This window comes from Corynebacterium bouchesdurhonense, assembly GCF_900078305.2.
Classification (GTDB): Bacteria; Actinomycetota; Actinomycetes; order Mycobacteriales; family Mycobacteriaceae; genus Corynebacterium; species Corynebacterium bouchesdurhonense.
Map to the genome: position 1 here is coordinate 421,890 of NZ_LT546028.1, position 13,163 is coordinate 435,052.

The 13,163-nt window shown below is 68.7% G+C and carries 15 protein-coding genes; 6 read left to right on the forward strand and 9 right to left on the reverse strand.

Annotated features, from left to right (window positions below; translation table 11 throughout):
- Window positions 1–89 precede the first annotated feature (89 nt).
- Window positions 90–1,295 carry an MFS transporter gene (locus tag BN4252_RS06690; protein WP_230208592.1) on the forward strand — a complete coding sequence of 402 codons (1,206 nt, stop codon included), beginning with the start codon at window positions 90–92 and terminating at the stop codon, window positions 1,293–1,295.
- Here the strand turns inward: BN4252_RS06690 and BN4252_RS06695 are convergent.
- A complete protein-coding gene (locus BN4252_RS06695) occupies window positions 1,292–2,797 on the reverse strand; it encodes a TM0106 family RecB-like putative nuclease (protein WP_230208593.1) in 1,506 nt (501 codons plus the stop codon). The genes BN4252_RS06690 and BN4252_RS06695 overlap by 4 nt on opposite strands.
- A gap of 89 nt (window positions 2,798–2,886) precedes the next feature.
- Between BN4252_RS06695 and BN4252_RS06700 the strand changes: the two genes are divergently transcribed.
- Window positions 2,887–3,555: a DUF6474 family protein gene (locus BN4252_RS06700; RefSeq protein ID WP_066527976.1), complete on the forward strand. Its 669-nt coding sequence runs from the start codon at window positions 2,887–2,889 to the stop codon at window positions 3,553–3,555.
- Between the two features lie 29 nt (window positions 3,556–3,584).
- Here BN4252_RS06700 and BN4252_RS06705 read toward each other — a convergent pair whose 3' ends face one another.
- A complete protein-coding gene (locus BN4252_RS06705; RefSeq protein ID WP_066527979.1) occupies window positions 3,585–4,223 on the reverse strand; it encodes a response regulator transcription factor in 639 nt (212 codons plus the stop codon).
- A gap of 9 nt (window positions 4,224–4,232) precedes the next feature.
- Window positions 4,233–5,483: a sensor histidine kinase gene (locus tag BN4252_RS06710; RefSeq protein WP_066527980.1), complete on the reverse strand. Its 1,251-nt coding sequence runs from the start codon at window positions 5,481–5,483 to the stop codon at window positions 4,233–4,235.
- A gap of 254 nt (window positions 5,484–5,737) precedes the next feature.
- Here BN4252_RS06710 and BN4252_RS11465 point away from each other — a divergent pair, with 254 nt between their 5' ends.
- Entirely contained in the window at window positions 5,738–5,998 is a 261-nt protein-coding gene (locus BN4252_RS11465) for a DUF2020 domain-containing protein (RefSeq protein WP_230208594.1), read from the forward strand.
- A complete protein-coding gene (locus tag BN4252_RS06720; RefSeq protein WP_078056816.1) occupies window positions 5,995–6,993 on the forward strand; it encodes a TIGR00730 family Rossman fold protein in 999 nt (332 codons plus the stop codon). The genes BN4252_RS11465 and BN4252_RS06720 overlap by 4 nt, the downstream gene beginning before the upstream one ends.
- Window positions 6,994–7,117: 124 nt before the next feature.
- Here the strand turns inward: BN4252_RS06720 and BN4252_RS11315 are convergent, their stop codons facing one another.
- Window positions 7,118–7,270, reverse strand: a complete 153-nt coding sequence (locus tag BN4252_RS11315; RefSeq protein WP_096877781.1) for a hypothetical protein — start codon at window positions 7,268–7,270, stop codon at window positions 7,118–7,120.
- 26 nt (window positions 7,271–7,296) lie between these two features.
- Window positions 7,297–8,214: a class E sortase gene (locus tag BN4252_RS06730; RefSeq protein WP_078056817.1), complete on the reverse strand. Its 918-nt coding sequence runs from the start codon at window positions 8,212–8,214 to the stop codon at window positions 7,297–7,299.
- An 18-nt stretch (window positions 8,215–8,232) separates the two neighbouring features.
- Between BN4252_RS06730 and yidC the strand changes: the two genes are divergently transcribed.
- Window positions 8,233–9,423 carry a membrane protein insertase YidC gene (yidC, locus tag BN4252_RS06735; RefSeq protein WP_078056818.1) on the forward strand — a complete coding sequence of 397 codons (1,191 nt, stop codon included), beginning with the start codon at window positions 8,233–8,235 and terminating at the stop codon, window positions 9,421–9,423.
- On the opposite strand, the gene BN4252_RS06740 is transcribed toward yidC, so the two are convergent.
- The 4 genes from BN4252_RS06740 to BN4252_RS11320 form a co-directional block, all read right to left on the reverse strand.
- Complete coding sequence (locus BN4252_RS06740; protein WP_066527986.1) at window positions 9,420–10,088, reverse strand: TetR/AcrR family transcriptional regulator; 669 nt, start codon at window positions 10,086–10,088, stop codon at window positions 9,420–9,422. The genes yidC and BN4252_RS06740 overlap by 4 nt on opposite strands.
- 183 nt (window positions 10,089–10,271) lie before the next feature.
- Window positions 10,272–10,541 (reverse strand): GlsB/YeaQ/YmgE family stress response membrane protein, encoded by a 270-nt coding sequence (locus BN4252_RS06745; protein ID WP_066527992.1) that lies wholly within the window; start codon window positions 10,539–10,541, stop codon window positions 10,272–10,274.
- 137 nt (window positions 10,542–10,678) lie between these two features.
- A complete protein-coding gene (locus BN4252_RS06750; protein ID WP_066527993.1) occupies window positions 10,679–11,602 on the reverse strand; it encodes a universal stress protein in 924 nt (307 codons plus the stop codon).
- Between the two features lie 61 nt (window positions 11,603–11,663).
- On the reverse strand, window positions 11,664–11,810 hold the full coding sequence (locus BN4252_RS11320) for a hypothetical protein (protein WP_187370933.1): 147 nt from the start codon (window positions 11,808–11,810) through the stop codon (window positions 11,664–11,666).
- Window positions 11,811–11,832: 22 nt separating this feature from the next.
- Here BN4252_RS11320 and BN4252_RS06755 point away from each other — a divergent pair, with 22 nt between their 5' ends.
- Window positions 11,833–12,801 (forward strand): pseudouridine synthase, encoded by a 969-nt coding sequence (locus BN4252_RS06755; protein WP_230208595.1) that lies wholly within the window; start codon window positions 11,833–11,835, stop codon window positions 12,799–12,801.
- The last annotated feature ends 362 nt before the right edge of the window (window positions 12,802–13,163 follow it).

Genomic DNA, 13,163 nt, shown 5'->3' on the forward strand with positions numbered 1-13,163 from the left:
CGTTTATCGCGCATACACCGGCACCCGCCCCCGCGGCGGATGCCGGTTTTTTGTTGCGCCGGGTCGCAGGCAGGGCCACCATGGTCTGCATGGCCGGGACAGGTGAGCAGCGGGAAGCGATACGCAGGGGCACACCCGAGTACCGGCGGGCCACGGTGGGGATGCTGTTTGTGGGCCTGGCCATTTTCTCCTGCCTCTACTCCACCCAGGCGCTGCTGCCCACGCTCACTGAGGCGCTGGGCGTGAGCCCGTCGCAGGCCGCGCTCACTGTCTCGGCGGCGACCGGCGCGTTGGCAGTGTGCGTGGTGCCGGCATCGATCCTCTCAGAGAAGTTCGGGCGCGGCCGGGTGCTCACCATCTCCGCCGCGGCCGCCACCGCCATGGGCCTCGTCCTGCCGCTGAGCCAGTCCATCGGGCAGATGATCGCGCTACGCGCCCTGCAGGGCGTGCTCATCGCCGGCACGCCGGCGGTAGCCATGGCGTGGCTGAGTGAAGAGATCGACGAGCGAGACCTGCCCAGGGCCATGGGCCTCTACATCGCCGGCAACACCGTTGGCGGGCTAATGGGCAGGCTCGTGCCCGCGTTCGTGCTGGAGGTGGCGTCGTGGCGGTGGGCGCTCATGGTCAGCGGCACGGTGAGCTTCGCGCTCGCCGCGGCCGCGTGGTGGATGCTGCCGGAGCAGCGCAACTTTCGCCCGAAGGCCTCGATCCGGCCCGGCGCGGAGATAAAGGCGGTGGCGCGCCACCTGGCCAACCCCCGCTTGGTGGCCCTGGCCGCGTGCGGCTTCATCGGCATGGGCGTGTTCGTGTCCATGTACAACTTCTTCGGCTACCGGGCGATCCACGACTTCGGCCTCCCGCCGGCGCTGGCGGGGCTGACCTTTGTGATGTACCTGTCCGGCACGTGGTCCAGCGCCCGGGCGGGCACCTTCATCTCCCGGTTCGGCCGCGGCCGCGTGGTGCTCGCCGGGGCGGTGCTCATGCTCGTCGGCGCGCTCATCGGGGCGAGCCACCACTTGGGGCTCACGCTCGCGGGCCTGCTCGTGTTCACGGCCAGCTTCTTCGCCGTCCACTCCACCGCGTCCGGGTGGGTGGGGCAGATCGCTGAGCGGGACCGCGCGGAGGCCTCCAGCCTGTACGTCTTCTCCTACTACCTCGGGTCTTCGGTGCTCGGCGCGCTCACCGGCCGGGCCTTCGAGGCGCTGCCGTGGGCGGGCTTCGTCGGTGTGCTCGCCGGGCTGTTGGGGGTATTGACGCTGGTGGCGGGGTGGTTGGCGTACCGGGAGCGTCGCTAAGCAAAAAGCTCCGGGACACCCGGCGCCTGGGCCGCGAGGAACTCGCGGACGGCGCGGGTGGCGCGGCAATCGTCTTCGTTGTAGCGCAGGAGCATGGCGCGGGCGTCCGCGTCCCCGAGCCGGGCGGCGCGGCGCAGGGCCACGGAGCGCTCGCCGTCCATGCCCGCGTCCTCCCACTCGAACCCGGCGGCGGGCCCGAGCACCTTCAGGCCAAGCCCGTCCGTGCCCACGAGGTGGCGCCGGGCGATGGCGAAGACGTCCACCCACTCCTCGGAGGCGATGAAGGCCTGCACCTCAGACGCATCCATGCTGCCGAAGCGGCGGGCGGAAGCCTGCATCCAGTAGTTCTCGCCGCTCGCGGAGAAGCAGTAGGCGCGGAAGGTCTTGCCGGCGGCGTGCGCGGTCTCGCGCAGCTGGGTCAACCAGCTCCAGAAGGCGGCGAAGTTGGCCTCTTCGGCGGCGCCGCCCACTTCCTCCCAGGTGGCGAAGACGCGGTAGGCACGGCCGTCGAACGTGCCCCACAGGTAGGCGCCCTGATCCAGGTAGGCCTCCATGTCAATGTCCACCTCCACGTCGGCGCGCGGCACCTCGATCGTGCCGGGGCGGCGCAGCACCGGAATGCCCTCGCGCCAGGCCGCGGCGATGCGGGAGGGCTCTCCAACGGAGGCGTCGATAAGCGATTGCACCGTGGTGAGCCCCCGCTCGCGCCACGCGTCGCCCCGGCCGCCGGGCAGCACCAGAGAAATGTCGTCGAGCTCCTCCAGGCGCGGCCTGCACAGCGGCCAGAACCTGCAGGTGGCGCACTGCTTCAGGCGCTTTGGCTCGGTGGGGGTGGGGGCGGCGAGCGCCCCGCGCACCGCGGGGGCGTAGCGGGTGGTGTCGGCGAAGTACACACGCGAGCGGTCCTGGCCGATCACGCCGCCGCGGCCCGTGGCCAGCCCGTGCGCCCGCAGGAGGAGCTCCGCCAGCGCCAACCGGTAGCCGTCCAGGGTGTGGTGGCGGGCCTTCGCGCCCACCTTCAACGGCGCGGAGAGGCCGAGGCGGTTCACCGCAACCATCTCCAGCGTCTCTTCTGCGTGCGGCCGGGCAACGCGGTGGTCCGAGATGATCACGGGGAGGTAGCGCGCGGGCTCGCCCGGCCCGCCCACGCGAACCAGGACGTCTACCTCCGCCAGCACGTCCACGCCGTCGATCTCCCCGCGCAGTGCCGCGTTGGTGATGAGGTGCGCGCGCTTGCGTACCGCCGCCCACGTCTCCGCGACGCGCAGCTCGTCCGCCTGCGCCGGATCCAGGTCCACGCGCACGAACGCCCGACCCCGGCCGTCCCCCACCGCCCGCTTCACCGGCAGCTGGTCCAGCACCAGCGCGCGGGCTGCGTCGAGCCGGGGTTTGCGCTCCAGCGCCTCCGGCAGCGGGGGGACATCCGGGTGCGCGGCGCGCTGGCGGAGCCGGTAGCGGCAACCCACCAGGTCGGACGCTCGCACGGGGGATGGGTGATTCACAATATTTGCGAGTTTACCCGGGAGGCGGCTCGACGCGTCCGGGTATGGTGGTGGGGCGAAGCGAAGGATTTACACACAGGAGCAGCCCCATGGGAATTCTCAAGACCATCCGCAAGTCGCGGAAGAAGAGCCGCACAAAGGCAGCCGCGAAGCTCACCCAGGCTCAGGCTCAGGTGAAGTCCGCCGAGGCGCGCGCCCGCAAGTACGCGCGGGACGAGGCGCGGGCGGACAAGCGCACCGCCGAGCTGCTGGACAAGGCCGAGAAGCGCCTGCTCAAGGAGGAGAAGAAGGGCCTGAAGCGCAAGCGCAAGCACGAGAAGCAGCTCGCTCAGGCCCACCTCAAGCGCATCGAGCAGTCCGGCCTGACCCGGAAGAAGGCCACCAAGTTCGCCGGCGGCGCCCGCGCGCTGGTCCCGATCGTGCTGCCGCTGATCTACAAGGCGCTGACCTCCGCGCAGCAGCAGAAGCTGAACAACCGCGCCTCCGACATGGGCTTGACCTCGCAGGATCTGGCGCGCCACTCCGGCCGCGGCGCCGAGCTGAAGGCACGCATCGAGGCCATGCGCGCGAACCTGGACAACGAGGCCTCCGTGCCCCGCGGCTTCGCCGAGGACGCCCGCGTGCGGCTGACCAACCTGGATCAGGCCGTCCGCAACGCCGAGCACGCCAGCCCCGAGCAGCAGCGCCTCACGCACAACGCGATCGAGGACGACCTGACCCAGCTCGCCGCCGAGCTGCACAGCAAGCAGCAGCAGTAGGCAATAGGCAGCAGCAGTAGGCAGCGGGCCTACAGCACCCCGAGCTCGCGCGCGGAGGCCACGGCCGAGGTGCGCGAGCGCACACCCAGCTTGTCGTAGATGTGCACGAGGTGGCTCTTCACGGTCGCCTCGGAGAGCATGAGCTCCCCGCCGATCTCCCGGTTGGAGGAACCCGCCGCCACCAGCTGCAGCACCTCAAGCTCGCGCGGGGTGAGCGAGGAGCGCGGGGTCTGCTCCCGCGCGTCGAGGCGGTCGCGCACCACGGGCGAGAGCGACGCGTCCCCCCGCGCGGTGGAGCGCACCGCCGCCACCAGCTCCTCCGGCGGCGCGTCCTTGAGCAGGTAGCCCACCGCGCCGGCCTCGATGGCGCCCAGGATGTCCGCGTCCGTGTCGTAGTTGGTCACCACCAGCACCTTGGGCGGTTGCTGCATGGTGGCGTTGATCTCCGCGGTAGCCTGCGCGCCAGTCATCACGCGGGTGCCCTCCACCCCGGCGCCGAAGCGCAGGTCCATCAGCACCACGTCCACGCCGCCGGCCTGCGCGGTGGCGATGGCCCCTTCCGCGGTTGCCACCTCGCCGACCACCATGATGTCCTCGGCATCCTCGAGCACGGCGCGCAGGCCCAGGCGCACGATCTCGTGGTCGTCTGCTAGCAACACGCGAATCATGCCCTCATCCTATCCCCGGGTCCCCTTGCGTCCTGCCGGCACCGCCGGCCCCGCCGGCACGGCCACGCTCAGCGCGGTCGGCCCGCCCGGCGCGGATTCGATGGTCAGCTCCCCGCCCAGCTCCGCCGCGCGTGAGCGCATGGCGTCGAGCCCGAGGTGGCCGAGCCCCGCGGGTTTGCCTGCCTGCGCCGCCACGTCGAAGCCGGTGCCGTTGTCCACCACGTCCAGGCGCGCGCCGCCGGGCTCGTAATTGAGCGTCACCCGCACGCGGCTCGCCCCGGAGTGCTGCACGGCGTTGGACACCGCCCCCTGCGCGATCCGCAGCAAACCGGCCTCGGTGCGCATGGGCAGGTTGCCCGCCTCGCCGTGGGTTTCCACCTCGATGTCCATGTCGCTCGCCGCGGCGAAGTCGCGCGCGATGCGCTCGAGGGCTTGACTTAAGGGCGCTTCCCTGAGCCCCGCTGGCGTCAGCGCGGCGATCATGGCCCGTGTCTCCGCGAGGTTGTTGGACGCGGCACGGCGCGCCGCCTCCATCCGCTTCATGGGCGCCTCCAGCTCCTCCTCGCCGAGGCCCGTGGCGCGCAGGTCGCGCTCCGCGGCGTGCAGCAGCATCTGAATGGAAGAAAGGTTCTGGGCCACCGTGTCGTGGATCTCGTGGGCGAGGCGCTCGCGCTCCTGGGCGCGGCCGGCCTCCCGCTCGGACGCTGCGAGTTGCTCGCGCGTGGCCAGGAGTTCGTCGATAAGCGCCTCCCGCTCCCGGCTTACTCTCCCGATGGTGGTGAAGGCGTAGTTGATGGCCACCACCACCACGGCGGAGAGCGCCGGCCCGAGCACGCCGCCGAGGGTGAGCCCGGACGGCACCTGGAAGCCCACCGCGATGGCTAGGCCCGCGGCGACAAATGCCACGCCCCGCCAGTCGTTGAACGCGCGCAGCGAGATGAAGAAGAGGATGAACACCCAGTACACGGCCACGGGCGAGACGGCCATGTCCGCCATCCACACCGCGGTGGTGCCAACCAGCCACGTGGCGCGCCCGAGCGCGCCCCAGCGCGGCAGTTCCATGAGCCCGTAGAAGAGGAGGAAGGAGAAGGCGGAGACGAGCACGATGTGCAGCAGCGCGGCGTTCAGCGGCATCCGCGCGAGCGCGAACAGGGAGATGATGACCAGGCTCACCGACAGGACGGTGATACCCGTGTCGAGCGCTTTGTTGTCCGGGATGTCCGCGGGGTCCCGCTCCAACATCACTAGTCTGGAGCTCATGCGTCTGACACTACCCACCGTGTGCGCGTGCGCTATCCTTGCGCTTTCGGGCTGTTCGCTTGTCGACGCCCCCTCAGAGCACACCGCCTCCCCCACCCCTGTCTCTTATACACCTCCGACGCTGCCGACGATCTTACGCGTGTCCCCTCTCCCGCCTCCCGCCTCCTCTCCCCCCCCACACTCCCTCTCCCTTCGCGCGCTTCGACCCGCCCGCCTGCCAGTTCTGGTCCTACCCCGAGGAGCCGCAGCTGACCGTGGTGGTGCGGCGCATGGCGTCGCCCACAGAGGCCATGCGGGTGGTGGACTGGGCAGCACCGGTGGATCTCACGGCGCCGGCGGACCAGCCCCCCGGCTGGAACGGCGGGCGCCACGGCGGCGGCGAGGTGCCGGGGCGCATCGGGGCGGCGTACTCCGTGGCCAAGGGGGATACCGCGGTGACGGTGTTTACCAACCAGGACGAGTCGGTCAAGGCGCAACTGGTGGCGGAGCAGGTCATCGCTACCCTGGGCCTATGACCAAGCCAGAGCCCAAGCCAGAGCCCAAGCCGGACATCGCGGTCGCCGCGCTGGTGATCCGCCGCGCCGGCGGGGAGGTGCTGTGCGTGCGCAAGCACGCGAGCCCCCGGTTCCAGCTGCCCGGCGGCAAGCCGGAGGCTGGCGAGACGATGGTGGACGCCGCCCTGCGCGAGACGCTGGAGGAGACCGGGCTGGCCGTGCCCCGAGGCGAGCTTGGTTACCTCGGGCGCTTCACCGCGGCCGCGTCAAACGAGCCAGGCCACACCGTGACCTCCACTGTCTTCACCGTCGCCGGGGCCGCCGCGGAAATGTTGGCCACCCCGGCGCCAGCCGCGGAGATCGCCGAGTACGCGTGGGTGGACCCCGCGGCGCCCCACGTGGAGCTCGCGCCACTTTTGGCCACGCGCATTTTCCCGGCGCTGCGGCCACGCAACCTCGGGGCGGTCACGGTGTTCGCGGGCGCGCGGCCCGGCACAGACCCGGCCACCTCGGCGCTGGCGTTCTCCCTCGGGGAGGCGCTGGCCAGGGCGGGGATCACGCTGGTGTACGGGGGTTCCAAGCTGGGTTTGATGGGGGAGGTGGCAAAGGGGGCGTCGGCAAGCAAAGGCCCTACCCACGGCGTGCTCACCACCCACCTGGCCAATTACGAGCTGAAGTTCGACGCGCTGGACACGCTCGAGATCGTCGAGACGATGGCGCAGCGCAAGGCGCGGATGAGCGAGCTGAGCGGCGGGTTCATCGCACTGCCCGGGGGCACCGGCACGCTCGACGAGCTTTTCGACGAATGGACGAGCCAACAGCTCGGCATCCACTCCAAACCCATCGGGCTGCTCGGCGCCGAGTTCTGGCGGCCGCTGCTCGAGATGGTGGACCACATGGTCGCCCACGGCTTCGTGCGCCAGACCGACCGCGACCACCTGCTGGTGGCCGACGACCCGATTGAGCTGCTCAACGCGATGCGCGCGTGGACGCCGCCCGTGCCGCGCTGGATGTGAGCGCCGGGTGGGGGTTAGGTGGGGCGCCGGGCAGAAGACGTTAATTTTTTTTTTCAAGCAGAAGACGGCATACGAGATAGGAGTCCGTCTCGTGGGCTCGGAGATGTGTATAAGAGAACAGGTGCTACACCGCGACGTCGTTATACGGCATCTGCGCCGAGACCCACGGGAACACGACCTCCATCAGCAATAGGAACAGCGCCACCAGGATGACGGCGGTGAGCAGCCACTTCACCACCGGCGGGCCCGGGAGCTTGCGCCACAAGTATTCGTACATCGCGTGTACCTCCTGTTATCCGGCCTCTAACCCAGCTCGCTCATCGCGGGCGGCAGCGCGGCCTGCCCGCCGTCGCCGGGGCTCTTGGGCATGGTTTCCGTCTGCACCGCGTGGATGATCATGCGCTCCGCGTTGGAGAACTGCGGGTGACACGTCGTGAGCGTGATCAGCGCCTCCATGCCCGGGACCACCTCCACCGACGGCGTCTCCGGCATCGGGTTGATCACGTTCACGTCCCCCGGCAGCGTGATGTGGCGGCCCTGCACCGCGGCGTAGTCCCCCGCGGCAACGCGCTCGTTCAGCTCGGCGGGCAGGCAGCCGGCGCCCTCCCCGCGGCGGGGCGGGGGGGCCAGCGCCATCGGCATCACGCGGGACGTCACCCACTCTGAGCGGGTCTCCACGACAATTGCGTCGCACGCCTTCAGCGCCCCGAGGTCGTTGAAGGGCGCGCCCTTGCCCACGCGGTGCCCGGCCACGGCAAAGTTGCCCGGCTCGCCCGGCAGCTGCGTGTCCGGGTAGCGGCCCGGGCCGACAAGCAGTGACTGCTCGTCCACGCCCTCGATGATGGCGAACTGGTAGTCCGAGCCGAACGCCGGGATGTACATGCGCGCGAACGCGTCGCCGAGGGCAGGCTTGGCCCGCTCGCGGGGGTTGACCCAGTTACCGTCCCACTTCATCTCCAGCTGGTGCTCGGCCTCCTGCTGCATCCTCCCCGATGCCAGGTTGGTCCAGTACGACTCGTAGAAGGCGAAGAGGAGCAGGATCACGCCCACGGTGAGGAACAGCTCGCCGATCACCTGCGACGGGCGCGGGCGCCGCTGCGCCGGCGCGGCTGCGGGCGCGGGCGCGGGTGCCGGTGAAGGTGGCTGCTGCTCTGTCGGTGCGGGCGGGCCTTGCGCGCCGCGCGGCTCCGGCCACAGCGGTGGGGTGGATGCCCGAGTCATGGCCTAACATTAACGCACATGCTGGAAATGCTCGTCTACCCGGTGTCCGCGGTGATGCGGTTTTGGCACTGGATGCTCGTAGGCGTCTTCGGAATGGACGAGGTGCGGGCCTGGGTGCCCTGCATCGTGCTGCTGGTGCTCACCATCCGCGGCATCATCCTCCCCTTCGCGTGGCAGACGTTCAAATCCACCCGCAAGTCCTTCCTCATGCGCCCGCACTTGAACGCCGTGGAGGAGCGCTACGGCAAGTCGGTGGATCCGGAGGACCTCCGCGCCGAGGAGGACGCCCGCAAGCAGATCCAGAAAGATCACGGCTATAACCCCTTTGCCAGCTGTGTGCCGGCGATGATTCAGATCCCGATGTTCCTGGGTCTCTACCGCCTCCTGCTCTGGATGGCGGTGCCGGGCGCGGCTGGGGACCGCCGCATCGGCGTGCTCACCGACGCGGAGATCACCTCCTTCCGCAACGCCACCTTCCACGGGGTGCCCCTCCCGGCGTACGTCTCGATGACGGACGAGCAGTTCGACTTCCTGGGCACTTCGCTTATCGACGTCCGCTCCCTAGCGCTCCCCCTCATCATCACCGCCATCGTGTTGACCTCCACCAACATGGTGGTCAGCCAGTTGCGCACCCGCTCCACACTCGAGTGGGACAGCACCGTTACGCGGCGCATGTACCGCTTCGTGTACTTGGTCATCCCGTTTGTGGCAGTCAGCTTGGCCATGGGTGGTCTCACCGGCCTCGTGCCGATTGCCCTGCTGATGTACTGGGTTGTGAACAACCTCTTCACCGCCACGCAAACCGCGGTGTTCTGGGTGATGGTGGTGCGCAAATTCCCCGCCGAGGAGGTGCACCGCGAGCACCAGCGCGACGCCCGCGCCACGTACCTCCGCGAGAACCGCGAGGTGAAGGCCCGAAAGCGCGCCGCCCGCCGCAAGCGCGCGAGCGCCGTGCTGCGCCCCCACACCGCCCTGCGCGTGCACCGCGAGCTCCGCGACGCGAAGCTTCAGCGCAAGCAGGCCAAGCTGGATGAGAAGGCGGAGAAGAAACTGCTGAACAAGCAGCGCAAGTCCGCGCGCAAGGAACTGATGCGCCGCCAGACTGAAGAGCGCGCCGCAGCCCGAGCTGCCGCGAAGGCGGCGGCCGCGGGCATCGCCGTGGCCCCCACCCTCGAGGGCCACACCCGATGGGAGCCGGCCGAGTCTTAGATGGAGTAATCCGCCGGCGGCGCGCCGAGCGTGCTCTTCGCCAGCTGGCGGGCCGTTTCAAGGGGAGCCACTGACTGGGTGAAGCGGGCGCCCGCCAGGCCGCCATCGAGGAAGATGAGCAGCTCGTCCGCCTGCTCCGAGGAGTCGTAGCCGTTCTTCGATGTGAGCAGCGCCGCGAGCGTCTCGTGCATCCAGCGCCGGTGGTTCAGGCTCGTGTCCACGATGCGCCGCTCCGAGTCGGTCTCGGGGCGCGGGTACTCGTTCGCGGCGTTGAAGAAGGGGGAACCGCGGAAGTTCTTGGCCGGCTCCTCCTCGATGGCCATGTCGAAGAAGGCGAGGATCTTGCCGTCCGCGTCGTTGGCCACGGCGGCCCGCTCGGTCCACCGCTGGCGGTATTCCTCGTCCATGCGCTCAAGGTATGCCACTACCAGGTTATCCTTGGAACCGAGGAGGGAGTACAGGGATGCTTTCGCCACGTCGGCCTCGCGGAGGACGCGGTCGATGCCGATGACGCGGATGCCTTCCTCGTTGAAGAGCTTGGTGGCGGCGTCGAGAAGCCGCTGGCGCGGGCTGGGGCGGTTACGGCGGCGCGTGCTGGCCTTCTTCTTACTCGAATCGGTGCTCGAGTCGGCGCCCGCTTTGGCGCCTGTAGCAGCGTTGGTCACGCCCGTCTCCTTCTCTTCCGCATCGCAGGGGCCGCCCTGGGGGCGGAACTAGACAAACCGGTGCGTCTAGCTTACCGCGCTCCCCATGGCGGAGCCGATTTCCGTTCATAGCTCGGACATGAAGAATCCCCCCGACGTGATCGTTTCGATCACCTCGGGGGGATACTGCGCTCCGCGGCGTACTTAGCTCCTGCGACCGGTCACGGCCTTGACAATCCAGAGCAGGATCACCGCGCCGAGGAGGCAGGTGAGGAAGCTGAAGAAGAAGCCGCCGCTCGCCACGTCGACGCCGAAGAGGGTGAGCAGCCAGCCACCGAGGAGGCCGCCGATGATGCCCACCACGATGTTGAGGCCGAGGCCCATCTGGGCGTCCGTCTTCTGAATCATGGAAGCAACCCAGCCTGCCAGGCCGCCGATAACCAGCCAGCCGATGAAACCGAGGGTAGGAGTCATGTCTATATCCCTTTCAAAGGAATCAGTGATACGTTTACCAGCCCTATTATGCCCCTAGGTGTAGGTTTTGTTGATCACCGGAAGGGAGCATGCTGGTCACGATTCGCCAACGATACGGCGATCGGGGCTACCACGGCCTACGAGCTGGGGCGGACCACCATCATCGGGCACGGAGCAGACTGCAGCAGTGCACGGGAGGTGGAGCCGAGCAGCATCCCCTTGAACCCGCCGCGGCCGTGCGAGCCGGTCACCAGCAGCTGCGCGCCGGCGGCCGCCTCGGTCAGTGCGCGGACGGGCCGGTCGCGGGTGATGATCTTGCCCATCTGCACATCCGGGTAGGCCTCACCCAACTCGCGGAGGTAGTTGTCCAACAGCTCGGACTTCTCAGTGTGCACCTCCTCCCACCGGTCCTCGGTGATGGCAAAGCCCGCCCCCGGAGCCTGAACCTGCGAGTCGATCCAGGTGTGCACAGCGATCAGCTCGGCGCCGCGTGCCTGCGCCTCCTGGAACGCCACCTCGGTGGCGCGACGGGACACCTCGGAGCCGTCGACACCCACCACCACGGGCCCGTACTTGTTTTCGTCGTTAACGGCGTTATCCTCTCGCACCACCACAACCGGGCAGGATGCGTGGGAAACAACCGCGCCGGAAACAGAGCCCAGCACCATGCCGGAGAGCCCGCCCAAGCCACGCGAGCCCATGACAATCATGGCCGCGTCGCGGGACATCTCCAGCAGCATGTCAATGGGCGAACCCTCCGCCACAGCGTGACCGATGCGCAGGTCGGGGTTCACCGACAGCGCGATCTCACGGGCATCGTCGATCTTGCGCAGGGTCTCGCGCTGCAGGTCGTCGTACAGTTCCTGCGGGGGCACCATGCCCTCGGAGTAGAGGAACTGCGGCAGCGTGTAGCTCGACGCCAGGCGCAGCGGCACGTCGCGCTTAGCGGCGGTGTTCGCGGCCCAGCGCACAGCATTGTTGGACGCCGGGCTGCCGTCTACGGCCACCACCACATCGGTGGCCTCCACAACCGGGGTGTCTTGCTCATTTTCGCGGGACATACCTCGCCCTTTCCGGTAGGCAACTGCTTATATCCAGCAGTTTACCCGCACGAGCCACCGGCTACTTGGGGATGACCACCGGCTTCGCCGCCTCCGCATTTGCGGGGTACAGCAGCTTGTACACGAAGGTCAGGGCGTCGAAGATCGCCTTGCCCACTCCCTCCCGGAAGAAGGCCAGCACAGGTTCAAGTAGAGCCGCGAGATCCATGGCGGATAATCTACTACACACTATGGCCCGCGCGAAGCACCCGAAAATCCCCCTCCCGCCCCGAGACGGCCTCGGCGCCTCGCGCGTCCGACACGACGGGCCCGAGCCAATCTCCGCGTTCGACTTCATCTTGCACCTCGTTGCCACGCAGCGCCACCGTCACCCGGACGATGATGAGGCGGCCGTGCTCCGGAGGTTTGACGAGGGGCTTGTTGTGCTTATCGACGCAACCCCAGTACAACCCTCAACCCCCATCCCCGCCGGCACCGACCTCTTCTTCTACCGTAGGCCCGCGCCCGAACCGTCCGTACCCTACGACATTGAGACGGTCTACGAGGACGCCAACATCATGGTGGTGAACAAGCCTCCCTTCCTCGCCACCATGCCGCGGGCGGCCCACATCACCGAGACCGCGACGGTCCGCCTGCGCCGCGCCACGGGCAACGAGGAGCTCACGCCAGCCCACCGCCTCGACCGCATGACCTCGGGCCTACTCCTTCTCACCAAACGCCGCGACATCCGCGGCGCGTACCAGGAGCTCTTCGCCCGCCGCGAGGTGCACAAACGGTACGAGGCGGTCGCCGCCCACACGGGCGTTACCTCCCCGGTTACATGGCGCAGCCACATCGAAAAGCGTCCCGGGGAGATCGCCTCGCGGGAGGTCGCCAGCGCCGAGCCGAACTCGGAAACCGTCCTGCGTTCGGTTCTGCGCCTCGCCCCTACCGAAGAGCAGCGCCTGCAGCGCATCCACGGAGTCTCGCACCCTCTGTCCCGGTACCTGCTAGAACCGGTGACCGGCAAGACGCACCAGCTGAGAGTCCACATGTGCTCGGCCGGCGTGCCGATTCTCGGCGATCCCGTCTACCCCACCGTGCATGCCTCCGACGACGGAGACTTCACCATCCCCTTGCGCCTGACATCTACTGGTCTCGACTTCATCGACCCCCTCAGCGGCAGTCCGCGGACCTTCGCCGCCGACCCCTGGCTCTAGCTGCCTTGGTGTTGTGCCTGTTTTCTCGTGAACAGGCATCTCCGCAAATACGCATTTCCACAAATAGGCATATTGCAAATAGGCATATTCGCCTCCCGGGGATCAGCCACCTGGGGTTATGCCTGTTTGTTGGCGTGTGGCCCGGGTGGGGAATATGCCTGTTTACCGGCCCGCGGCGTCGCCGGGTGGGCTCGGCGGCCGGTTCGGTGGCCCGCGGTGGCCTGTGGTGGCCTGGTTTTTCCAAACAGGCATATTGCAAACAGGCATATTCGCCTACCATGGAGCACCGACCTGGGGTTATGCCTGTTTGTGGGCGCGGGGCCCGGGTGGGGAATATGCCTATTTACCGGCCCGCGGCGGTG

Bases quoted from the DNA above. Each gene is read 5' to 3' on its own strand.
- BN4252_RS06755 (WP_230208595.1), top strand. From the start codon at position 11,833: ATGGCCCGCGCGAAGCACCCGAAAATCCCCCTCCCGCCCCGAGACGGC.
- BN4252_RS06720 (WP_078056816.1), top strand. From the start codon at position 5,995: ATGACCAAGCCAGAGCCCAAGCCAGAGCCCAAGCCGGACATCGCGGTC.
- BN4252_RS06750 (WP_066527993.1), bottom strand. From the start codon at position 11,602: ATGTCCCGCGAAAATGAGCAAGACACCCCGGTTGTGGAGGCCACCGAT.
- BN4252_RS11315 (WP_096877781.1), bottom strand. From the start codon at position 7,270: ATGTACGAATACTTGTGGCGCAAGCTCCCGGGCCCGCCGGTGGTGAAG.
- yidC (WP_078056818.1), top strand. From the start codon at position 8,233: ATGCTGGAAATGCTCGTCTACCCGGTGTCCGCGGTGATGCGGTTTTGG.
- BN4252_RS06730 (WP_078056817.1), bottom strand. From the start codon at position 8,214: ATGACTCGGGCATCCACCCCACCGCTGTGGCCGGAGCCGCGCGGCGCG.
- BN4252_RS06700 (WP_066527976.1), top strand. From the start codon at position 2,887: ATGGGAATTCTCAAGACCATCCGCAAGTCGCGGAAGAAGAGCCGCACA.
- BN4252_RS06710 (WP_066527980.1), bottom strand. From the start codon at position 5,483: ATGAGCTCCAGACTAGTGATGTTGGAGCGGGACCCCGCGGACATCCCG.
- BN4252_RS06705 (WP_066527979.1), bottom strand. From the start codon at position 4,223: ATGATTCGCGTGTTGCTAGCAGACGACCACGAGATCGTGCGCCTGGGC.
- BN4252_RS11320 (WP_187370933.1), bottom strand. From the start codon at position 11,810: ATGGATCTCGCGGCTCTACTTGAACCTGTGCTGGCCTTCTTCCGGGAG.
- BN4252_RS06745 (WP_066527992.1), bottom strand. From the start codon at position 10,541: ATGACTCCTACCCTCGGTTTCATCGGCTGGCTGGTTATCGGCGGCCTG.
- BN4252_RS06690 (WP_230208592.1), top strand. From the start codon at position 90: ATGGCCGGGACAGGTGAGCAGCGGGAAGCGATACGCAGGGGCACACCC.